Origin of the sequence: Streptomyces sp. LaBMicrA B280, from assembly GCF_049222185.1 — a bacterium.
In the GTDB taxonomy this organism is placed as follows: Bacteria; Actinomycetota; Actinomycetes; order Streptomycetales; family Streptomycetaceae; genus Streptomyces; species Streptomyces murinus.
Genome location: NZ_JBMJCT010000012.1, coordinates 34893 through 54140, shown reverse-complemented (window position 1 = coordinate 54140; position 19248 = coordinate 34893). Strand labels below are relative to the sequence as shown.

The 19248-nt window shown below is 72.1% G+C and carries 18 protein-coding genes; 9 read left to right on the top strand and 9 right to left on the bottom strand.

The window, feature by feature from the left end:
* Positions 1 to 2 precede the first annotated feature (2 nt).
* Both ACLF5H_RS13075 and ACLF5H_RS13070 read left to right on the top strand, forming a co-directional pair.
* Positions 3 to 611 carry a cell wall protein gene (locus ACLF5H_RS13075; RefSeq protein WP_421676233.1) on the top strand — a complete coding sequence of 203 codons (609 nt, stop codon included), beginning with the start codon at positions 3 to 5 and terminating at the stop codon, positions 609 to 611.
* 18 nt (positions 612 to 629) lie between these two features.
* Positions 630 to 1493 carry a MauE/DoxX family redox-associated membrane protein gene (locus ACLF5H_RS13070; RefSeq protein ID WP_421676232.1) on the top strand — a complete coding sequence of 288 codons (864 nt, stop codon included), beginning with the start codon at positions 630 to 632 and terminating at the stop codon, positions 1491 to 1493.
* 64 nt (positions 1494 to 1557) lie between these two features.
* Here the strand turns inward: ACLF5H_RS13070 and lysS are convergent, their stop codons facing one another.
* Complete coding sequence (gene lysS, locus ACLF5H_RS13065) at positions 1558 to 3297, bottom strand: lysine--tRNA ligase (RefSeq protein WP_421676231.1); 1740 nt, start codon at positions 3295 to 3297, stop codon at positions 1558 to 1560.
* Between the two features lie 210 nt (positions 3298 to 3507).
* On the opposite strand from lysS, the gene argS reads away from it, so the two are divergent.
* Positions 3508 to 5289 carry an arginine--tRNA ligase gene (gene argS, locus ACLF5H_RS13060; RefSeq protein ID WP_421676230.1) on the top strand — a complete coding sequence of 594 codons (1782 nt, stop codon included), beginning with the start codon at positions 3508 to 3510 and terminating at the stop codon, positions 5287 to 5289.
* Positions 5290 to 5295: 6 nt separating this feature from the next.
* Here the strand turns inward: argS and ACLF5H_RS13055 are convergent, their stop codons facing one another.
* Positions 5296 to 6180, bottom strand: coding sequence for an aminotransferase class I/II-fold pyridoxal phosphate-dependent enzyme (locus tag ACLF5H_RS13055; protein ID WP_421676229.1), 885 nt, complete (start codon positions 6178 to 6180; stop codon positions 5296 to 5298).
* 82 nt (positions 6181 to 6262) lie between these two features.
* Here ACLF5H_RS13055 and ACLF5H_RS13050 point away from each other — a divergent pair, with 82 nt between their 5' ends.
* Together ACLF5H_RS13050 and ACLF5H_RS13045 are read left to right on the top strand one after the other, a co-directional pair.
* Positions 6263 to 6643: a VOC family protein gene (locus ACLF5H_RS13050; RefSeq protein ID WP_421676228.1), complete on the top strand. Its 381-nt coding sequence runs from the start codon at positions 6263 to 6265 to the stop codon at positions 6641 to 6643.
* A 46-nt stretch (positions 6644 to 6689) separates the two neighbouring features.
* The gene (locus ACLF5H_RS13045) at positions 6690 to 7517 is read left to right on the top strand and encodes a DUF4253 domain-containing protein (RefSeq protein ID WP_421676227.1); all 828 of its coding nucleotides are present in this window, start codon (positions 6690 to 6692) and stop codon (positions 7515 to 7517) included.
* Between the two features lie 27 nt (positions 7518 to 7544).
* Here the strand turns inward: ACLF5H_RS13045 and ACLF5H_RS13040 are convergent, their stop codons facing one another.
* Complete coding sequence (locus tag ACLF5H_RS13040; protein ID WP_421676226.1) at positions 7545 to 9008, bottom strand: helix-turn-helix domain-containing protein; 1464 nt, start codon at positions 9006 to 9008, stop codon at positions 7545 to 7547.
* Between the two features lie 176 nt (positions 9009 to 9184).
* Between ACLF5H_RS13040 and ACLF5H_RS13035 the strand changes: the two genes are divergently transcribed.
* A complete protein-coding gene (locus ACLF5H_RS13035) occupies positions 9185 to 9949 on the top strand; it encodes a DUF4232 domain-containing protein (protein WP_421676225.1) in 765 nt (254 codons plus the stop codon).
* Positions 9950 to 9975: 26 nt separating this feature from the next.
* Here ACLF5H_RS13035 and ACLF5H_RS13030 read toward each other — a convergent pair whose 3' ends face one another.
* The 3 genes from ACLF5H_RS13030 to hemB form a co-directional block, all read right to left on the bottom strand.
* Positions 9976 to 10611, bottom strand: a complete 636-nt coding sequence (locus ACLF5H_RS13030; protein ID WP_421676224.1) for an NAD(P)-dependent oxidoreductase — start codon at positions 10609 to 10611, stop codon at positions 9976 to 9978.
* 21 nt (positions 10612 to 10632) lie between these two features.
* A complete protein-coding gene (locus ACLF5H_RS13025) occupies positions 10633 to 11655 on the bottom strand; it encodes an LLM class flavin-dependent oxidoreductase (protein WP_421676223.1) in 1023 nt (340 codons plus the stop codon).
* An 80-nt stretch (positions 11656 to 11735) separates the two neighbouring features.
* On the bottom strand, positions 11736 to 12728 hold the full coding sequence (gene hemB, locus ACLF5H_RS13020) for a porphobilinogen synthase (protein WP_421676222.1): 993 nt from the start codon (positions 12726 to 12728) through the stop codon (positions 11736 to 11738).
* 207 nt (positions 12729 to 12935) lie between these two features.
* On the opposite strand from hemB, the gene ACLF5H_RS13015 reads away from it, so the two are divergent.
* From ACLF5H_RS13015 to ACLF5H_RS13005, 3 genes are all read left to right on the top strand, one after another.
* On the top strand, positions 12936 to 13931 hold the full coding sequence (locus ACLF5H_RS13015) for a phospholipase D-like domain-containing protein (protein ID WP_421676221.1): 996 nt from the start codon (positions 12936 to 12938) through the stop codon (positions 13929 to 13931).
* Positions 13932 to 14119: 188 nt separating this feature from the next.
* Entirely contained in the window at positions 14120 to 15211 is a 1092-nt protein-coding gene (locus tag ACLF5H_RS13010; protein ID WP_421676220.1) for a lytic polysaccharide monooxygenase auxiliary activity family 9 protein, read from the top strand.
* A gap of 181 nt (positions 15212 to 15392) precedes the next feature.
* A complete protein-coding gene (locus ACLF5H_RS13005) occupies positions 15393 to 15599 on the top strand; it encodes a hypothetical protein (protein ID WP_421676219.1) in 207 nt (68 codons plus the stop codon).
* 158 nt (positions 15600 to 15757) lie between these two features.
* Here ACLF5H_RS13005 and ACLF5H_RS13000 read toward each other — a convergent pair whose 3' ends face one another.
* From ACLF5H_RS13000 to ACLF5H_RS12990, 3 genes are all read right to left on the bottom strand, one after another.
* Complete coding sequence (locus ACLF5H_RS13000) at positions 15758 to 17077, bottom strand: UDP-glucose dehydrogenase family protein (RefSeq protein WP_421676218.1); 1320 nt, start codon at positions 17075 to 17077, stop codon at positions 15758 to 15760.
* Between the two features lie 70 nt (positions 17078 to 17147).
* Positions 17148 to 17366, bottom strand: coding sequence for a hypothetical protein (locus ACLF5H_RS12995; protein ID WP_421676217.1), 219 nt, complete (start codon positions 17364 to 17366; stop codon positions 17148 to 17150).
* A 28-nt stretch (positions 17367 to 17394) separates the two neighbouring features.
* On the bottom strand, positions 17395 to 19227 hold the full coding sequence (locus tag ACLF5H_RS12990; protein ID WP_421676216.1) for an asparagine synthetase B family protein: 1833 nt from the start codon (positions 19225 to 19227) through the stop codon (positions 17395 to 17397).
* Between the last annotated feature and the right edge of the window lie 21 nt (positions 19228 to 19248).

Here is a 19248-nt window from a genome sequence, read left to right as displayed (position 1 = left end):
CCATGACCGGACGCCGCGGCATCGACCGCCGCTCCCTCCTGACCAGCGCCGCCCTCGGCGGCGCCACCATCGTGGGCGCCTCCGCACTCGGCGGCCTGGACGCGGACGCCGCCTTCGCCGCGCCCATGCCCGCCCTGGACCCGGCGGTCTCCCGCTCGTCGTTCATCGACGGCCGGGTCAGCCAGATCAAGGGCAGCACCCTCGACGTCGTCGAGTCCGACGGCACCCACCGGCTCGTCCAGCTCACCAACGCGACCAGCGTCTGGAAGCTGGAGACCGTCACCGCCGAGGCCATCGAGACCGGCGACGGCCTGTACGCGCGGGGCGTCGAGATGCCCGACGGCAGCGTGGCCGCCGACGCGGTCTGGGTGAACATCGTCAACCTCTATGTCACCGTCCGCGGCATCGAGCGCTCCCGGCTGCATCTGAGCCACGGCCGCAACGCCCTGGTCGGCCACCTCGTCGCGAAGCGCACCACCGCCTCCTTCCGCGGCGGCGCCCTCACCTCCGACCTCTCCCAGCTCAGGATCGGGCACCACGCCCAGGTGCTCGGCGCCTGGCGGCCCGCGGACGACAGCGTGGACATCGCCCGTATCAGCGTCGGGCACTGAGCCGAGGGGAGTCCTTCGATGGCATCGCTCACCATGAACCTCGCGCCCCTGCTGCTCGGCGTCCTGCTCACCGCCACCGGCGCGGGCAAGGCGTTCGGCAGGCGGGTCGCCGGGCAGGCGGCCGGCACCGTCCTGGCCCGCGTCCTTGACGACGGCCGCCGCGCCACCCGGGTCCTGCGGGCCACCGGAGCGGTGGAACTCGTCGTGGCCGGGGGCCTGTTGGCCGCGCCGACCGCCGTCGTGCCCGGGATCGCCGCCGCCGTCCTCGGCCTCGGCTTCCTCGGCTACCTCGGGTACGCCCGCGCCACCGCCCCGGAGTCGTCCTGCGGCTGCACCGCCCGCGACGACGGCCCGATCACCTGGCGGGCGTTCGTCCGCGCGGGCCTGGTCGTGGTGGGCGGCGCCGCGGCCGCCGGGGCCCGGACCGCCTGGTGGACCCAGACCGCCCGGCACCCGGTGGCCTCGCTCGCCCTCCTGGTCGTCACCGCGGCCGTCCTGGCCGCGTTCTCCGGCGACCTGGACCACCTGTGGCTGGTCCCGCTGCGCAGGGCCAGGCTGCGGATCCTCGGCCATCCGCTCGGCACCGGCCAGGGCGCGGAGGTGCCGGTGGCCGCCTCCGTCGAGCTGCTGGAGCGCTCGCTGGCCTGGGTCGCCGCCGCGCCCGTGGTCCGCTCCGGGCTGATCGACCACTGGGAGGCCGACGGCTGGCGCTTCCTCCAGTTCGCGGGGGTGCACGACCCCGACGGCTCGGCACGGCCGGTCACCGTGCTCTTCGCGCTGGACCCGCGCGCGACGAAGGACACCACCGACCGGCCGGCGGTCCGGGTCACCCTGATCGACGACCGGACCGACGAACCGGTACCGGTGGACCTGCTCGCCTGACGGGGAGCGGCACAAAAACAGGGGCCCTCCGGCTGGAGGGCCCCTGTCCTGTTGTGCCTACGTGTCACTGCCCGAGCAGCGCCCGCACCCGCTCCTGGCCCACCGCGAGCAGCAGCGTGGGCAGCCGGGGGCCGGTGTCGCGGCCCACCAGCAGCTGGTAGAGCAGCGCGAAGAACGTCCGCTGGGCGGTCTTGATCTCCGGCGGCAGCTCCTTGGGCGTGGCGTCCGCCGAGAACCCGGCCTGCACCTTCGGCACGCCGTAGACGAGATGCGTCAGGCCGTCCAGCGACCAGTGCTCGGCGAGACCGTCCAGCAGCAGCCGCAGCGAGCCCTGGGACGCCTCGTCCAGCGACTTCAGCAGCTCGGCGTCCGGCCCCTCGCGCACGATGGTCCGCTGGTCGGCGGGCACGTGCGTGTTGATCCAGGCCTCGGCCTTGTCGTAGCGCGGCCGGGCCTCCGCGAGCGAGGACAGCGGGCTGTCCGGGTCCAGCTCGGAGAGGATCCGCAGGGCCTGGTCCTCGTGCCCGGCCGTGATGTCGGCGACGGACGCCAGCGTGCGGTACGGCAGCGGGCGCGGCGTCCTCGGCAGCTCGGCGGCGGCGGTGCCGACCGCGCGGGTGTACGCGGCCACGTCACCCGGCAGCGCGGAGCCGTCGGCCACCTTGGCGGCGAGCTTGTCCCACTCGTCGTAGAGCCGCTGGATCTCCTGGTCGAAGGCGATCTTGAAGGACTGGTTGGGGCGGCGGCGGGCGTACAGCCAGCGCAGCAGCTGCGGCTCCATGATCTTCAGCGCGTCGCCCGGGGTGGGCACGCCACCGCGCGAGGACGACATCTTGGCCATGCCGGAGATGCCGACGAACGCGTACATCGGGCCGATCGGCTGCTCGGCGCCGAAGATGCCGACGATCTGCCCGCCGACCTGGAAGGACGACCCCGGGGACGAGTGGTCGACACCGCTCGGCTCGAAGATCACGCCCTCGTAGGCCCAGCGCATCGGCCAGTCGACCTTCCAGACCAGCTTGCCGCGGTTGAACTCGCTCAGCCGCACGGTCTCGGTGAAGCCGCACTCCTCGCAGACGTACGACAGCTCGGTGGTGTCGTCGTCGTACGAGGTGACCGTCGTCAGGTCCTTGCCGCAGCCGCCGCAGTACGGCTTGTACGGGAAGTACCCGGCGCCGCCCGCGGAGCCGTCGTCCTCGGCGGCCGCGCCGGAGCCCTCCTCGGCCTCCAGCTCGGCCTCGTCCACGGCCTTCTGCTGCTGCTTCTTGACCTTGGGCTTGGTGCGGTACTGGGCGAGGATCGCGTCGATGTCGCCGCGGTGCTTCATGGCGTGCAGGATCTGCTCGCGGTAGACGCCCGAGGTGTACTGCGCGGTCTGGCTGATGCCGTCGAACTCGACGCCCATCTCGGCCAGCGACTCGACCATCGCGGCCTTGAAGTGCTCCGCCCAGTTCGGGTACGACGAGCCCTTCGGGGCCGGTACCGAGGTCAGCGGCTTGCCGATGTGCTCGGCCCAGGACTCGTCCACGCCCGCGATGCCCGCGGGGACCTTGCGGTAGCGGTCGTAGTCGTCCCAGGAGATCAGGTGCCTGACCTGGCGCCCGCGGCGGCGGATCTCGTCGGCGACCAGGTGCGGGGTCATGACCTCGCGCAGGTTGCCCAGGTGGATGGGGCCCGACGGGGAGAGACCGGACGCGACGACGACCGGTTTGCCCGGGGCCCGGCGCTCCGACTCCTCGATGACCTCATCCGCGAAACGGGAGACCCAGTCGGTGGTCTCGGTGCTCTGAGCCACGATCGGCACGTCCTTCTTTCTCCATCGGGCAGCCGTAGCGGTCGCACGGCTGACCGCTCCATTGTCCCAGGCGGGACCACATCCACGAAAACGCCTTTTCAACGCGTTGGACGCCCTTCCCGGCCCCCGCGTTCACCCGGTGACGGGAAAATCCGCTTCACCCCCCGTGGAATACTGGGCGTGACGATCCATCCCCACGAGGAGAACGGCACCTCACCTATGGCCTCGGTCACGTCCCTCAGCGACTCCGTCCAGCAGCACCTCGCGTCCGCCCTCTCGGCCACCCTGCCGGAGGCCGCCGGCGCGGACCCGCTGCTGCGACGAAGCGACCGGGCCGACTACCAGGCCAACGGGATCCTCGCCCTCGCCAAGAAGGCGAAGGCGAACCCGCGGGAGCTGGCCACGCAGGTCGTCTCCCAGGTGACCACCGGCGCGGTGATCCAGGACATCGAGGTCTCCGGCCCCGGCTTCCTCAACATCACCGTCTCCGACCGGGCGATCACCGAGAACCTCGCCGCGCGCTACGCCGACGAGACCGGCCGCCTCGGAGTGCCGTACGCCGCGCACCCGGGCACCACGGTGATCGACTACGCCCAGCCGAACGTGGCCAAGGAGATGCACGTCGGCCATCTGCGCTCCGCGGTGATCGGCGACTCGGTCGTCCAGCTGCTGGAGTTCACCGGTGAGACGGTGGTGCGCCGCCACCACATCGGCGACTGGGGCACCCAGTTCGGCATGCTCATCCAGTACCTGGACGAGCACCCCCACGAGCTGGACCACAAGACCTCCACCGAGGACACCGCGGCCTCCGGCGAGGAGGCGATGTCCAACCTGGACCGCCTCTACAAGACCGCCCGCAAGCTCTTCGACTCCGACGAGGAGTTCAAGACCCGCGCCCGCCGCCGGGTGGTCGACCTCCAGGCCGGCGACCCGCACACGCTCGCCGTCTGGCAGAAGTTCGTGGACGAGTCGAAGATCTACTTCTTCTCCGTCTTCGAGAAGCTGGACATGGAGGTCCGCGACCCCGACATCGTCGGCGAGTCCGGGTACAACGACATGCTGGCCGAGACCTGCCGCCTCCTGGAGGAGTCCGGTGTCGCGGTCCGCTCCGAGGGCGCGCTCTGCGTCTTCTTCGACGACATCTTGGGCCCGGAGGGCAACCCGGTCCCGCTGATCGTCCAGAAGTCCGACGGCGGCTACGGCTACGCGGCCACCGACCTGTCCGCCATCCGCGACCGCGTCTTCAACCTGAAGGCGAGCACGCTGCTGTACGTGGTGGACGCCCGCCAGGCCCTGCACTTCCGCATGGTCTTCGAGACGGCCCGCCGCGCCGGCTGGCTGAACGACGACGTGACGGCCGTCCAGCTGGCCTTCGGCACCGTGCTGGGCAAGGACGGCAAGCCGTTCAAGACGCGTGCGGGCGAGACGGTCAAGCTCCAGGACCTGCTGGACGAGGCGGTCGACCGGGCGACGGCCGTGGTCCGGGACAAGGCCGAGAAGGTGGGCCTGACCGAGCAGGAGATCGAGGAGAACGGCCGGTACGTCGGCATCGGCGCGGTCAAGTACGCCGACCTGTCCACCTCGGCGGTGCGGGACTACAAGTTCGACCTGGACCAGATGGTCTCGCTGAACGGCGACACCTCCGTCTACCTGCAGTACGCCTACGCCCGTATCCAGTCCATCCTCCGCAAGGCCGGCGAGGCCCGCCCCGCCGCCCACCCGGAGCTGGCACTGGCCCCGGCGGAGCGCGCCCTTGGCCTGCATCTGGACCAGTTCGCCGAGACGGTCCTGGAGGTGGCCGCCTCCTACGAGCCGCACAAGCTGGCCGCCTACCTGTACCAACTGGCCTCGCACCTGACGACCTTCTACGACCAGTGCCCGGTCCTGAAGGCCGAGTCCCCCGCCCAGGTCGAGAACCGCCTCTTCCTGGTCGGCCTCACGGCCCGCACCCTGCACCAGGGCATGTCCCTGCTGGGCATCAGGACCCCCGACAAGCTCTGACCCCGCTCAGGGCCCCGGACGGGCCCGGGTGACCGGTTCGCCGGCGGACTCCGCATCGGAGCCGCCGGCGTTCTGCCGCGCCACCTCTCGCGCCCGCCGTACCAGGGCCGCCCGCACCTCGTCGGGCGCCAGGACCCGCAGCGGTGTCCCGAGCCCCAGCAGACAGCGCGCCAGGCCGTCCGCGTCGGCGCCCCCGATGTCGACCAGCGTCGCGTCGGGGCCGTCCGGGCGGTGGGTGCCGATGGTCGCGGGGACGAGGCGGAGCGCCTGGTCGAGGGGGACGGGGAGGCGGACGGTGGCGGACAGCGGGTAGGGGCCGTTCGCGATGTTCCGGGAGACCAGGTGGGCCGCATCCGGGGGGTCGCCGAGGTCGGCGGGCCGGCCGGTGGGGTTGTGCGGGGTGTTGATCAGCAGCAGCCGGGTCCGGTCGGTGACGGCGGCGCGCAGCTCGTCCAGGTCGAGCCGGAAGCTGCCTTCGTGCGGGCGCAGGGTCACCGGCACCCGGCGGCCGCCCGCCAGCGCGATGCTCGCCGCGTAGGAGTCGTAGTACGGCTCCAGGGCCACCACCTCGTCGCCCGGCTCCAGCAGCGCGAGCAGCGCGGCCGCGATGGCCTCGGTGGCGCCCGCCGTCACCAGCACCTCGGTGTCGGGGTCGTACGACAGCCCGTACCGGCGCCGCTGGTGCGCGGCGATCGCGGTGCGCAGCCGGTAGCCGCCCCAGGGGCCCGCCTCGGAGTCGACGGAGTAGCCGAGTTCGCGCAGCCGGGCGATGTCCCGGCGGACCGTGCGGTCGGTGACCTTCAGCGACCGGGCCAGTTCGGCGCAGGTCCACGAGGGGCGGGAGGACAGGAGGCTCAGCAGGCCCAGCAGCCGGGCGGACGCTGCTAGCACGGGAGCGTCACGGGGAGGGTCTCACACGTCAGCGGCACAACCAGGACCGTACCTGTCCTGATCACGTCGTACCGTCCCCCTCATGACCACGGAGACCGTTCCCGCGTTCCGCTACGCCGCCGTCACCTTCGACTGCGCCGACCCCGCCGAACTCGCCCGCTTCTACGCCGGGTTGCTGGGCTACCGCACCCTCTTCGCCACCGACGACTTCGTCCTGCTCGGCACCGAGGGCGCCCCCGGCCTCGGCTTCACCCGCGTCGCCGACCACCGCCCGCCCACCTGGCCGGACCCGGCCCAGGGCAAGCAGGCCCATGTCGAGCTGGGCGTGGACGACCTGGCGGACGCCGAGCGGCGGGCCCTCGAACTGGGCGCCGGCAAGCCGGGGTTCCAGCCGGGCGGGCAGCGCTGGACGGTGCTCCTCGACCCGGCCGGGCACCCGTTCTGCATCACGACCCTGGTCTAGGACCCGCGGGGGGCCATTGTCAGACCCTCCCCCTACAGTCACCCCCATGGCGACTCTTCCCAACCCGCTGCCCCGGCTGGCCACCGATCCCAGCGGCCGCAGCCTGGGGCTCCAACTGCCGCCCGGCAGGCTGCTCGACACGACCGAGAACGGCCCGCACCACGAGCCGCTGCTCTGGCTCGCGGACAAACCGGCCGGCCCCGGCACCTGGACCGCCCTCGGCGCCCCGGCCGCGCGCGCCGGGCTGCTGCCGGTGCTGGTGGAGACCGGCGGCCCGCAAGGCGGCCCGGAGGAATGGGACTTGATGCCGGACGACGTCTCCTACCCGGGGGACCACGATCCGGAGGAGGTCCTGGCCGAGTACTGGGAGGGCGACGAGGAGTCCGGCCCCGAGGACGAACTCGGGGACCTCGTGGAGCCGTTCGGGCCGGACTGGCCCGGCCTCGCCCCGCCCAGGAAGCTCACCGCCGACCCCGGCACCCGCGCCGCGCGGGCCGCCGACGAACTGACCGCCGACCAGGGCCAGTCCGTCTTCCCGGCCCCGCACCTCGCCCTCGTCCCCGCCCGCCGCTCCGCCGACATCCCGGCCGCCATCGGCTGGAGCGGCCCGTTGAACCACGAGGGGGACGTGGCGCGGCTGTGCGCGGTCCTGCGCTCCTGGGAGGACCGCTTCGGCATACGGGTCGTCGCGCTCGGCTTCGACGCCCTGCTGCTGTCCGTGGCCGCCCCGCCGACCGACCTGGCCGAGGCCGAGGCGGTGGCGGCGGAGCACTTCGCCTTCTGCCCGGACAACATCACGCAAGGCGCGGACACCCTCCGCGCCTATGCGAAGGAGCTGGTCGGCGAGACCACCTGGTTCTTCTGGTGGGACTGACCCGCCGGTGACGACGGCCGTCGGAGGCTACTGCGCGGGCGCCCACTTCTCGCCGCCCAGCGGGAAGGCGTAGGCGGGGCGCCCGTTGCTGCCGCTGGTGCGGAAGGGCCGGCCGTGGTCGCCGATCTCCAGAGTGCCGTGCCGGCCGCCGCTGGACCAGGACAGCTCCAGGTACCAACTCACGTCGTAGGCCGAGGCGTTCGCCGTGACGTAGAAGACCTCGGGGTCCGACTCGCTCACGCTGAGGGGGAAGCCGTGCTGTCCGGCCACCGGCTGGACGGCCGGCCGGACGGCGTCCAGGGCGACGGTGAAGGAGTGGGTGGGCACCCCGCCGCCGCAGCCCACGCCGGGGTAGCCCATGGCGTAGTCGTTCCAGGCGAGCGGCGCGCGCTTGCCCGCCATCCGCACCGACATCCCCTCCAGCACCACGGTCTGCCTGCCGCTGCCCTGCACGGTGAGCGTGACGAACTGCTCGCCCGCCGAGACGGCCTGGTGCACGGCCACCCAGGCGGGCGCGTCGTTCTCGACGGGCGGCGGGGACACGGCCGTGGGCGGGCGGTCGATCAGATAGTGCTGAAAGCAGGGGCTCTCCCAGGAGTACGGGTGGGTGGTGATCGCGAGGGGAACGGCCGTGGACTCCTTGTCGTCGGCCGTCGCCCCGCCCGGCGGTCCGCTCGTGGCGGCGCCCGGCCCCTCGGTCCTGCCGTGCTCGGCGGAGGGCGAGGGGTGCCGGGCGGAGCCCGAGGGGGAGGGCGAGCCGCTGCCCCGGGACGCGGTACCGGTACCGGTCGCGGGCGCGCGGTCCTGGGCGGCGGCGGTGGCTCCGGTGGGTGCCGCGCCCTGGTCGGGGCGCCCGCCGCCGGGCAGCCCGAACGCGAGGGCCACGGCACCGAGTACGGCGGCTCCGGTGACGGCGGCGATGAGGACGGGGCGGCGGGAGCGGAAGCGGGCGCCGGGGCGGGGGCGCGGGGCGGGAACGGCGGCTTCCGGAACCGGGGTTGGTGCCGGGTCCGGGGTCGGGGTCGGGGTCGGCTTCGGCGCGGGCTCCGGGTTCGGCTCCGGGGCCGACTCCAGGTCCGGGTCCGGCTCCGGGTCCGGTGCTGACGCCGATGCCGGAGCCGGTTCCGGCGCGGAGGCAGAGGCTGGGGCGGGGGCTTCCTCCCCCTGCGCGAGTCCCTCGGCCGCCTCCGTCGCGAGCCCCTCGGCCGCCCCCGTCGCGAGCCCCTCGGCCGCCCTCTTCCCCCGCCCCGCGTCCGCCAGCACCCAACTCCGGTGCAGCGCCACGAGTTCCTCCGGCGACGCCCCGCAGAGCCGCGCCATCCGCTCCACCGGGGCGTAGTCCGTCGGTACGGCCTCCCCGTTGCAGTAGCGGTGCAGCGTCGACGTGCTCATGTGGAGCCGCTTGGCGAGCATGCCGTAGCTGTGCCCTGAGCGGTCCTTCAACTCCCGCAGCCGCTCGGCGAACCCGGTCCCCCCGGTGCTTTCCGACACGATCCGTCCCCTCCCCTGTCCCATTCCCCCGTTCCAGGGAAGGGACGTTCTTGCAGGTCAACACCTATGTGGCCGTTCCAGCGTCCCGGATCGGCCGCCGGGGCTGGCGGGCGGGACAACACGGCCCGCAGGCTGTGGACATCCAAGCACTCCCCGACCCGGAAGCGAGAAGCGCCATGCGCAACCGCCGTACCCTCCGCACCCGTACCCCCCTGCTCGCCGCGGCCGGAGCCGCCCTCGCCGCGCTCGCCCTCACCGCGTGCGACAACGGCACGGGCACCAAGGACGAGGGCGCCGCCCGGCACACCCCGGCGGCGAGCGCGAGCGGCACGCCCGCCGCCAACCAGCCCTCCGCCGACGCGGATGCGCGGCAGGGGTCGACCGGCTCCGCCCACGGCACGCAGACCTCGGCCGGCACCCACCGCGCCACCGGCGGCAGCGGTACCCAAGGAACCCACGCCTCCGGCGGCTCCGCCGGTTCCAAGGGCTCGGGCAACGCCTGGGACCCGGAGAACCGCGTCCTGTGCAACGGCTCCAACACCAAGGTCACCGCGCAGGTGCTGTCCCGCCCGCTCAACCACATGCTGCTCACCGTCAAGAACACCGGCTCGAAGTACTGCGACCTGACGTACTACCCGGTGCTCCGCTTCGACGGGATGCAGTGGGCGCCCGGCGCCGACGAGTCGACCAAGCCCCAGGCGGTCACCACCCTCGCGCCCGGCGAGTCCGGCTACGCGGGCGTGCTGCTGTCCGCCGCCGACGGCAGCGGCGACGGCGGCCAGACCGGCCACAAGCTGACCGTGTACTTCCAGGGCATGACCCCGAACAGCGACGGCGGCGCCACGGCGAACGTCACCCTGCCCGCGAAGGGCGTGTACTACGACAGCTCGCTGAAGGTCACCTACTGGCAGCAGAACGCGTCCGACATCGCGGGCTGGTGACCCGAAAGCCCCTGCGGGGCGGGGGCCTAGTAGGCGATGGAGATGTGCGCCCGGGGATGCGCGTCGCGCTCGATCTCGTCCACGACCGCCAGCGCGAAGTCGGCGCCGGAGATCTCCGACCCGCCCTGCTCGTCGAGCAGGGCGACCTCCCCGCCGACGCGGTACGACCCGGTCCGCTCACCCGCGGCCCAGGCGCCGTAGCCGCCCGCGGGCGAGATCAGGGTCCAGTCGAGCGAGCCGGGCGCGGCGGTGCTGAGCCATTCCCGGATCGCGTCCATCTCGCGCGCCTCGGACCGGAACTGCTCGGGGACGTCCCCCTCGGCGAACCGGGGCTCGCCCGGCGCGGGGCGCAGCGAGGAGAAGCCGCCGATCACGATCAGCCGGGCGCCGTCGGTGTCCGCCGCGGCGGCGATGTCCTGGTACAGGCCGAGCAGCCGGCCCACCAGGTCGCCGCGCGGCGACAGGGCCGCGACCACCGCGTCCCGGCCGGGGACCAGCCGTACCGCGTCCTCGGCCGCGCCCCGGGTGTACGACACCCCGTCGACCGGGGACTTCGGCGCCGACCGTGCGTACGACGCCACCTGATGGCCCCGGGCGACGGCCTCGGCGGCGACGTTGGCGCCGGTGTAGCCGGTCCCGCCGATGATCAGGATCTTGCCCACGGCGACTCCCGCCGGTCAGGGTCAGCGCCAGCCGAGCGCCGGCGCGACATGGGTGAGGATGTTCTCCAGGACGTGACTGTTGTAGTCCACGCCGAGCTGGTTGGGCACGGTCAGCAGCAGCGTGTCGGCCTCGGCGATCGCCTCGTCCCCGGCGAGCTGCTCGATCAGGGCGTCGGGCTCGGCGGCGTACGTACGGCCGAAGATCGCCCGGGTGTCGGCGTCGAGGTAGCCGATGCTGTCGCTGCTGTCGCCGTCGCGGCCGAAGTAGGCGCGGTCCCGGTCGTCGGTGAGCGCGAAGACGCTGCGCGAGACGGAGACGCGCGGCTCGCGCTCCCAGCCCGCCTCGGCCCAGGCCTTGCGGAAGGCCCGGATCTGCGCCGCCTGCTGGACGTGGAAGGGCGCGCCGCCCTCGTCGTCCTTGACGGTCGAGCTCATCAGGTTCATGCCGAGCCCGGCGGCCCAGGCGGCGGTGGCGTTGGAGCCCGCACCCCACCAGAGGCGCTCGCGCAGCCCCTCGGAGTACGGCTCGATGCGCAGCGGTCCCGGCGGGTTGGCGAACATCGGGCGCGGGTTCGGCTCGGCGAAGCCCTTGCCCTGGAGCACCATCAGCAGCACCTCGGTGTGCTTGCGGGCCATGTCGGCGTCGGTCTCACCCTCGCCGGGCGCGTATCCGAAGTACCGCCAGCCGTCGATGACCTGCTCAGGTGACCCGCGGCTGACGCCGAGCTGGAGCCGGCCGCCGGAGATCAGGTCGGCGGCACCGGCGTCCTCGGCCATGTACATGGGGTTCTCGTAGCGCATGTCGATCACGCCGGTGCCGATCTCGATGCGCGAGGTCTTCGCGCCGATCGCGGAGAGCAGCGGGAAGGGCGAGCCCAGCTGGCGGGCGAAGTGATGCACCCGGAAGTAGGCCCCGTCGGCGCCCAGCTCCTCGGCGGCCACCGCGAGGTCGATGGACTGGAGCAGCGTGTCGGAGGCGCTGCGGGTCTTCGAGTGCGGGCTGTCGGCCCAGTGGCCGAAGGAGAGGAATCCGATGCGTTTCATACCGCCGTGAACAGCGGACCGAGTTAATTGATTCCTCAACTATTACGTGTATCACTCGGCCCGCCCCGCACCTGCCCGGTTCAGCGCAGCTTCTGCGCCACCTCGGTCGCCCAGTACGTCAGGATGTTCCGCGCCCCGGCCCGCTTGATCCCGGTCAGGGTCTCGAAGATCGCCCGGTCCCGCTCGATCCAGCCCTTCTCGGCCGCGGCCTCGATCATCGAGTACTCGCCGGAGATCTGGTACGCGGCGACCGGCACGTCCACCGCGTCCGCGACGCGCGCGAGGACGTCGAGGTAGGGCCCGGCCGGCTTGACCATCACCATGTCCGCGCCCTCGGCGAGGTCCAGCTCCAACTCCCGCAGCGACTCACGCCAGTTGGCGGGATCCTGCTGGTACGTCTTGCGGTCGCCCCGCAGCGAGGAGGCGACGGCCTCGCGGAACGGGCCGTAGAACGCGGACGAGTACTTCGCGGTGTAGGCGAGGATCGCCACGTCCTCGCGGCCGATCTGGTCGAGCGCGTCACGGATGACGCCGATCTGGCCGTCCATCATCCCGCTGGGGCCGACGACATGGGCTCCGGCGTCGGCCTGCACCTGGGCCATCTCGGCGTACCGCTCCAGGGTGGCGTCGTTGTCGACCCGGCCCTCGGCGTCCAGCACCCCGCAGTGCCCGTGGTCGGTGAACTCGTCCAGGCACAGGTCGGACATGACGAGGAGGTCGTCGCCGACCTCGGCGCGTACGTCGCGCAACGCGACCTGGAGGATTCCCTCGGGGTCCGTACCGGCCGTCCCCTGGGCGTCCTTGTTGCCGTCCTCCGGCACGCCGAACAGCATGATCCCGGAGACCCCGGCCTCGACGGCCTCCGCCGCAGCCTTCTTCAGGCTGTCGCGGGTGTGCTGGACGACGCCGGGCATCGCGGCGATCGGCACGGGCTCGCTCACACCCTCGCGGATGAACGCGGGGAGGATCAGATCGGCGGGGTGCAGGCGCGTCTCGGCGACCATCCGTCGCATGACGGGCGAGGTCCGCAGCCGCCGGGGACGTGTACCGGGGAAAGATCCGTACTTCGTCATGCCGTCTACGCTACGCCCGCCCGCTCCCCTTCCTTACCGACGCCCTGTCGGCCCCGCGGCCTGGCATTGAGGGGCAAACCGGAACCCCGATACCGAGTTTTTGCGCCCCCCTGGCCATCTCTGGATCCGCGCGCCTCCCCAGCGTTCTACGCGCGTGGTGTCATGCACCCGACACCACGCCCCCTGCCTCCCAAAAGGAGTCACGCAATGCTGCGGAAGGCCCTCACCCGCGCCGCTGTCGCCCTCGCCGCCGGTACCGCCGTCGCCGTCGCCGCCGTCCCCGCGAACGCGGCGACGTACTCGGCGTTCGCCTTCTCCCAGGCCGGTACCAGCCAGCCGACGATCTACGACTTCATCAACTCGGCCACCAGCAAGCTCGACATGACCATGTACGAGCTGGAGGACACCACGGCCGTCAACGACCTGGTCGCGCTGGAGAAGAAGGGCGTCACCGTCCGGGTCGTCCTGGACCGGCAGCACAAGAGCGAGGACAACGCGGCGTACACGACGCTGACCGCCGCGGGCGTGGGCGTCGTCTGGTCCTCCTCGTCCTACGTCTACACGCACCAGAAGACGATCACCGTGGACGGCACCAAGTCGCTCGTCCTGACCGGCAACCTGACCTCGCAGTACTACGCGACCAGCCGGGACTACGGCGTCTTCACCGACGACACCCGCGATGTCGCCGCCATCGAGAAGGTCTTCGACGCCGACTACGCCGGCACCGCGATCACCCCCACCGACGGCGACCACCTGCTGTGGTCCCCCACCGACTCGCGCAGCCGCCTGGTGTCCTTCATCAACGCCGCGACCAAGACGCTCGACGTGCAGGAGCTGGAGTTCAGCGACAGCACGGTCGTCAACGCGATCGTGGCGCGCGCCAAGGCGGGCGTGAAGGTCCGCGTCGTACTGGAAGACCCCGCGAGCTACGCCGGCGAGGTCTCCGCGGTCAAGGCGGCGGGCGGCACGGTCGTCGGCTACTCCGACCCGAACGGCTTCTACATCCACGCCAAGGCCATGGTCGCCGACTACGGTCTGTCCACCCAGGCGGTGGAGGCCGGTTCCATGAACATCAGCAGCAACTCCCTGAGCAACAACCGGGAGTTGGGCATCATCATGACCGGCACGGGCGTGGCCCAGCAGGTGGCGCAGACCATCGAGACGACGTTCAGCAGCGACTACGCGGGCGGCACGGCGGCATAGCCCCGGCCCTTCGATCACCTCCCCCGGCCCGGTCGGACGGCTCCGCCGCCCCGACCGGGCCGCACTTTGTCCGGGCCATTTTGTCCAGGCCGTTTACATATGGTTTACGCGTCCCTATCCTCCGACTGTGGGAGCGCTCCCACTCCTTCACCTCTGCCCAAGTCGATCTGCGAAAGGTCTCTCCCCTCATGATCAGACGCAGCAGAACGGCGGCCCTGCTGGCCGCGTTGGCCGCCACGGTCTCCGCCTTAGGACTGATCCTCCTCGGCTCGGGGACCGCGTCGGCGCACGGCGTCGCCATGTTCCCCGGCTCGCGCACCTACCTCTGCTACAAGGACGCCATCACCAGCAGCGGCGCGGTCGACCCGACCAACCCGGCCTGCGCGGCGGCCATCGCGCAGAGCGGGTCGTCCTCGCTCTACAACTGGTTCGCCGTGCTGGACTCCAACGCCGGTGGCAAGGGCCAGGGTTACGTCCCGGACGGCACGATCTGCAGCGCGGGCAACAAGTCGCCGTACGACTTCAGCGGCTACAACCTGGCCCGCGACGACTGGCCGAAGACGCATCTGACCTCGGGCTCCACCATCCAGCTCCAGTACAGCAACTGGGCCCAGCACCCCGGTGACTTCCGGGTCTACTTCACCAAGCAGGGCTGGTCCCCGACGACCCCGCTCGCCTGGTCGGACCTCCAGCTGGCCTCCACGGTCACCAACCCGCCCGCCTCCGGCTCGCCCGGCACGGACGGCGGTCACTACTACTGGAACCAGGCGCTGCCCTCGGGCCGTTCGGGCAACGCGCTGATGTTCATCCAGTGGGTGCGCTCGGACAGCAACGAGAACTTCTTCTCCTGCTCCGACATCGTCTTCGACGGCGGCAACGGCGAGGTGACCGGCATCCGGGGCAGCGGCGGTACGACCCCGCCCCCGGACGGCGGTGGCGGCACCACCCCGCCGCCCACCGGCGGCACCGGCTCCTGCATGGCCACGTACAACGTGGACAGCTCCTGGAGCGGCGGCTTCCAGGCCACGGTCACCGTGATGAACCACGGCACCGCCCCGATCAACGGCTGGCACGTCGGCTGGACCCCGGGCAGCGGCACGACGATCGGCAGCGTGTGGAGCGGCGTCCTGTCCACCGCCTCGGGCGGCGGGGTGTCGGTCGCCAACGCCGACTACAACCGCACGATCCCGGCGGACGGCAGTACGACATTCGGCTTCACCGCGACCTCGTCCGCGGGCAACAACCTGCCCTCGGGCTCGCTCAACTGCACGACTCCGTAAGGCACCTGGACCTGTGGGCACCCGGCCCGGGCGCCCACAGGCCACCCGCCGGGGACGGCACCGCCCCTGCCACCGGCACCGTCACTGTCACCCGAACGGCCTAACGTGGCGCGCCACCCACATGGGTGAGTCTCAAGCTGATTAATGGCCTAACCGAGGCAATCCGTGAAAGGCGAACCACATGCGCATTCGACGAATCCTCGCCGCCGTCATCGCCACGGCAGCCCTCGCCGGACTCGGCCTCACCGGTGCCGCCACCGCCACGGCCGCCAGCCTCACCCCGGGTGAGTGCCAGCAGGGCGGCGGCACGGTCGACTGGTCGAACCCGACCGTGGCCGGGACCGGTACCTGCAGGGGCGGCATGTACAACGGCCAGATGGTCGACTGACCCCAGGCACCGGGCGCCCCGCGGCCACGTGCTGCGGGGCGCTCGGCGCGCGGCGGGTCTGGTGGCGCACCTCCGCGAAGGCGGACGCGGGCAGTCGGCCCCCTCTCAACTGTTCCAACCGACCCCCGTGGCCGCAGAGTTCATCGTGCCCGTGCCGGTCAGACGCGGCCGAGGGTTCGGATGTGCCAGCCTGCGTCCTGCCATCGAGCGAGGTCGAGGGTGCCGCGGGCGTCGACGGCCTTGGGGGCGAAGGCACAGTCGGCCAGTCGCTCAGGGTCGATGTCGGCGTACTGGGGCCACTCGGTCAGGTGCAGGAGGAGGTCGCAGCCCCGGGCGGCGGTGACGGGGTCCTCGGCGTAGTCGAGTCGGGGGTGGAGCTTGCGGGCGTTGTCGAGAGCCCTCGGGTCGGACACGGTGACGGCGGCGCCGAGGTCGTACAGGGTCTGTGCGACGGCGAGGGCGGGCGAGTCACGGATGTCGTCGGTCCCGGGCTTGAAGGCGGCACCCCAGACGGCGATCCGTTTGCCGCGCGGGTCGCCACCGAGTTCCTCGCGGGCCAGATCGATGACCCGCTGACGACGGCGGGCGTTGACCGCGTCGGCCTCGCGCAGGATCCCGACGGCCTCTACGGCGCCGAGTTCACCGGCTCGGTCGATGAAGCCCCGCAGGTCCTTGGGCAGGCATCCGCCGCCGAACCCGAGGCCGGGCCGCATGCCTTGGTGGCCGATACGGATGTCATGGCCAAGGATGTCGGCGAGTCCGGCGGCATCGGCGCCGGACTTCTCGCAGATCTCCGCCATCGCGTTGACGAAGGAGATCTTGGTGGCGAGGAAGGAGTTCGCCGCGCCCTTGGCGAGTTCCGCCGTGGCCCAGTCGGTGACGAGCGTCGGCACCCCGGTGTCGATGATTCCCGCGAACGCCTCCCGCATCATCGTCTCGGCAAAGGAGTGGGGGGCGCCGAAGCCGAGGACGAGCCGGTCGGGCCGCAGGGTGTCCTCGACCGCGCGGGATTCGCGCAGGAACTCGGGATTCCAGACGACCTCGATGGCCTCTGCGGCGGGCGCGTGCTCGTGCAGGATCCCGGCGACCCGGGGCGCGGTACCGACGGGGACGGTCGACTTGACCGCGATCACGGCGGGGTGGGTCAGGCCGGGGGCCAGTCCGGTGAGGGCGTCGAAGAGATGGCTCAGGTCGTAGCCGCTGCCGTCGGGCCGCCGCGGCGTGCCGACCCCGACGAAGTGCAGGTCGGCGAAGTCGGCGGCTTCCCGGTAGGAGGCGGTGAACCTCAGCCGGCCGGACGCGGTGTGCCGGATGAGAAGGTCGTCCAGGCCGCGCTCGTAGAACGGCGCCCTGCCGGCGTTGAGGGTACGGACCTTGTCGATGTCGGAGTCCATCCCCAGGACCTCGTGGCCCAGTTCGGCCATGCAGGCGGCATGGGTGGCTCCGAGGTATCCGCATCCGACGACGGTCATCTTCATGGTGAGGGTGTCCCTCCGAGTGGGGCCGCCGGTGGCCCCACTCGGCACCCGTCCCGAGGGACCGGGGTGCTCAGCAGGGCCTGGCGGCCAGGTGGCGGTGGATCCCGCCCCGGATGAACGGCGGGATCGTGAGGATGTCGAGGTGTTCGGGGGCGAAGAACCGGAGCTCGACGCCCTCGTCGAGGTCGTCGCGCAGGTGGAGGAGGAGTTCGCCGCGGCGGTTGGCGAGGATCGCGACGGCTCCGCGGGCGGCGCCCGGGGCCGGGGGCGCGGTGGTGTCGGAGCGCATTCCGACACGCTGGTGCGGCAGTTGGGGATCACGCGGCGGCGGACCTCACCGCCTGGTCGCGGACCCAGGCGGCCGCCATGAGTGCCTGCATACGGGTGCGTTCGTACCGGCCGCCGCGGGCCAGACCCCGCTTGAGGAGGGGCCGGAATCCCATGGGCGCGTCGGCAAGGGCGGCGTTGATCCGGTCATCGGCCCATTCGGCGAGATCGCCGTCGAGCCAGGCGGGGACCGGGGAGGCGAAGCCGAACTTGTCCCGGCCGCCCCAGACCTCCCGGGGCAGGCCGATGGCCCTGGCGGCGTCCCGCAGGATCCGTTTGCCCTGGGCCGGTTCCCTGATCTTGTGCTCGACGGGAAGCCGGTACGACAACTCGACCAGGTCGCGGGCGAGATAAGGGGACCGGCGTTCGAGCGCGAAGGCGGAGGCGAGTTTGTCGCTGGTCATCACCAGCGGCCGCCAGGCTGTCGCGAGGTCGGTCAGGGTCAGGCCGCGGGCCACGTCGCCGCCCGCGCGGGCCATCGCGTCGGCGGCCAGGTCCCTGACCCGCCCGTCGGGGTCGGGCCCGCGAAGGATCAGCCGGGTGACGGCCGCCACGGGGTCCAGGGGCTCGCCCGCGGTGTGCATGAGTTTGGCGGCCAGCGGCCGGTACGCCGCCAGCCCGGCGTTCAGGACGGCGTCGGGACCGAAGAGGACCAGGGCCTGGCGGACGTAGCCCATCAGGAACTCGTCCGGCCCCAGCCCACCGATCACGACCCGAAGGCCGAGTGCGGAGACCTTCTTGTAGGCCATGTACTCGGAGAACGTGGACGCGTTGCCCATGGGATAGTCCAGGGCCCGCATCATGTGCGGCAGAGCCGCGGCGAAGTCCGCGGGGCCCGGCTCGACCACCACCAGCTCGGCCCTGATGTCCCGGGCGATCGCGGCGGCCGTGACGGACTCGTCCAGGCGGTCGTGGCCCGGGTAGCGGACGGTGACGCAGACCGGCGGCCGCATCAGGTGAGCCAGCACCGCCGAGTCCAGTCCGCCGGAAAGGAGGAGAGCGAAGTCGCAGGCCGGGGACCTGAGCGGGATCTGTTCGGCCAGGATCGTGGCGAACCTGGCCAGAGCCTCGGTGTAGGTACCGGTGAACGGGGCTCGGTTCTCCAGGCGCCACCAGGTCGTCTGGTCGAGGGAGCCGGTGGTGACGTCGAACGACAATAAGGTGGCCGGGGCCAGTAACTGGACGCCCTGGAACGGGGTGTCGGCGCCGACCGGGGTCTCGATCGCGGTGACCTCGGGTCGTAGGACCAAGGGCGCCGGACCGTAGCCGGTCAGCGTGGTCACTTCGGACGCGAACGCCAGCCGGCCGCCGTCGAGGCGCCAGTAGAGCGGCTTCTCACCGAGCCGGTCGCGGGCCAGGAACAGCTTCCCGGTGCGGGGGTCGTAGACGGCGAGGGCGAACATACCGTCCAGCCCGTCCAGGCAGGGTGGCCCGATCTTGGCCCAGGCCCGCAGCAGGAAGTGGGCGTCCGAATCCCGCTCGCCGATCTCGATGCCCCAGGCCGTGGCCTGCTGCCGCCAGTTGTAGATCTCCCCGTTGAAGGCCAGGAGGACGCCGGTAGCCCCGTCGAGGTAGGGACCGGGCACAGCCCACGGCTCGACGATCAGCAGGGTGTTCATGGCCAGCACCGCCCGCCCGTCCCCGGCGGCGGCGTGCATGGTGCCGTCGGGACCGCGGTGGTGCTGCGAATCGCCCATCGCCGCGACGGGCTTCACGTGCCGGACGGCGTCGCCTCCGGCCAGTCCTGCGATTCCGCACATCTGGGTCACCCCCGAGCGTGATGCCTGGCGGCGGCCGCCGACCAGGGGGTCCTCCCGGTCCACGGCCGCCCGGACTCCTCATCA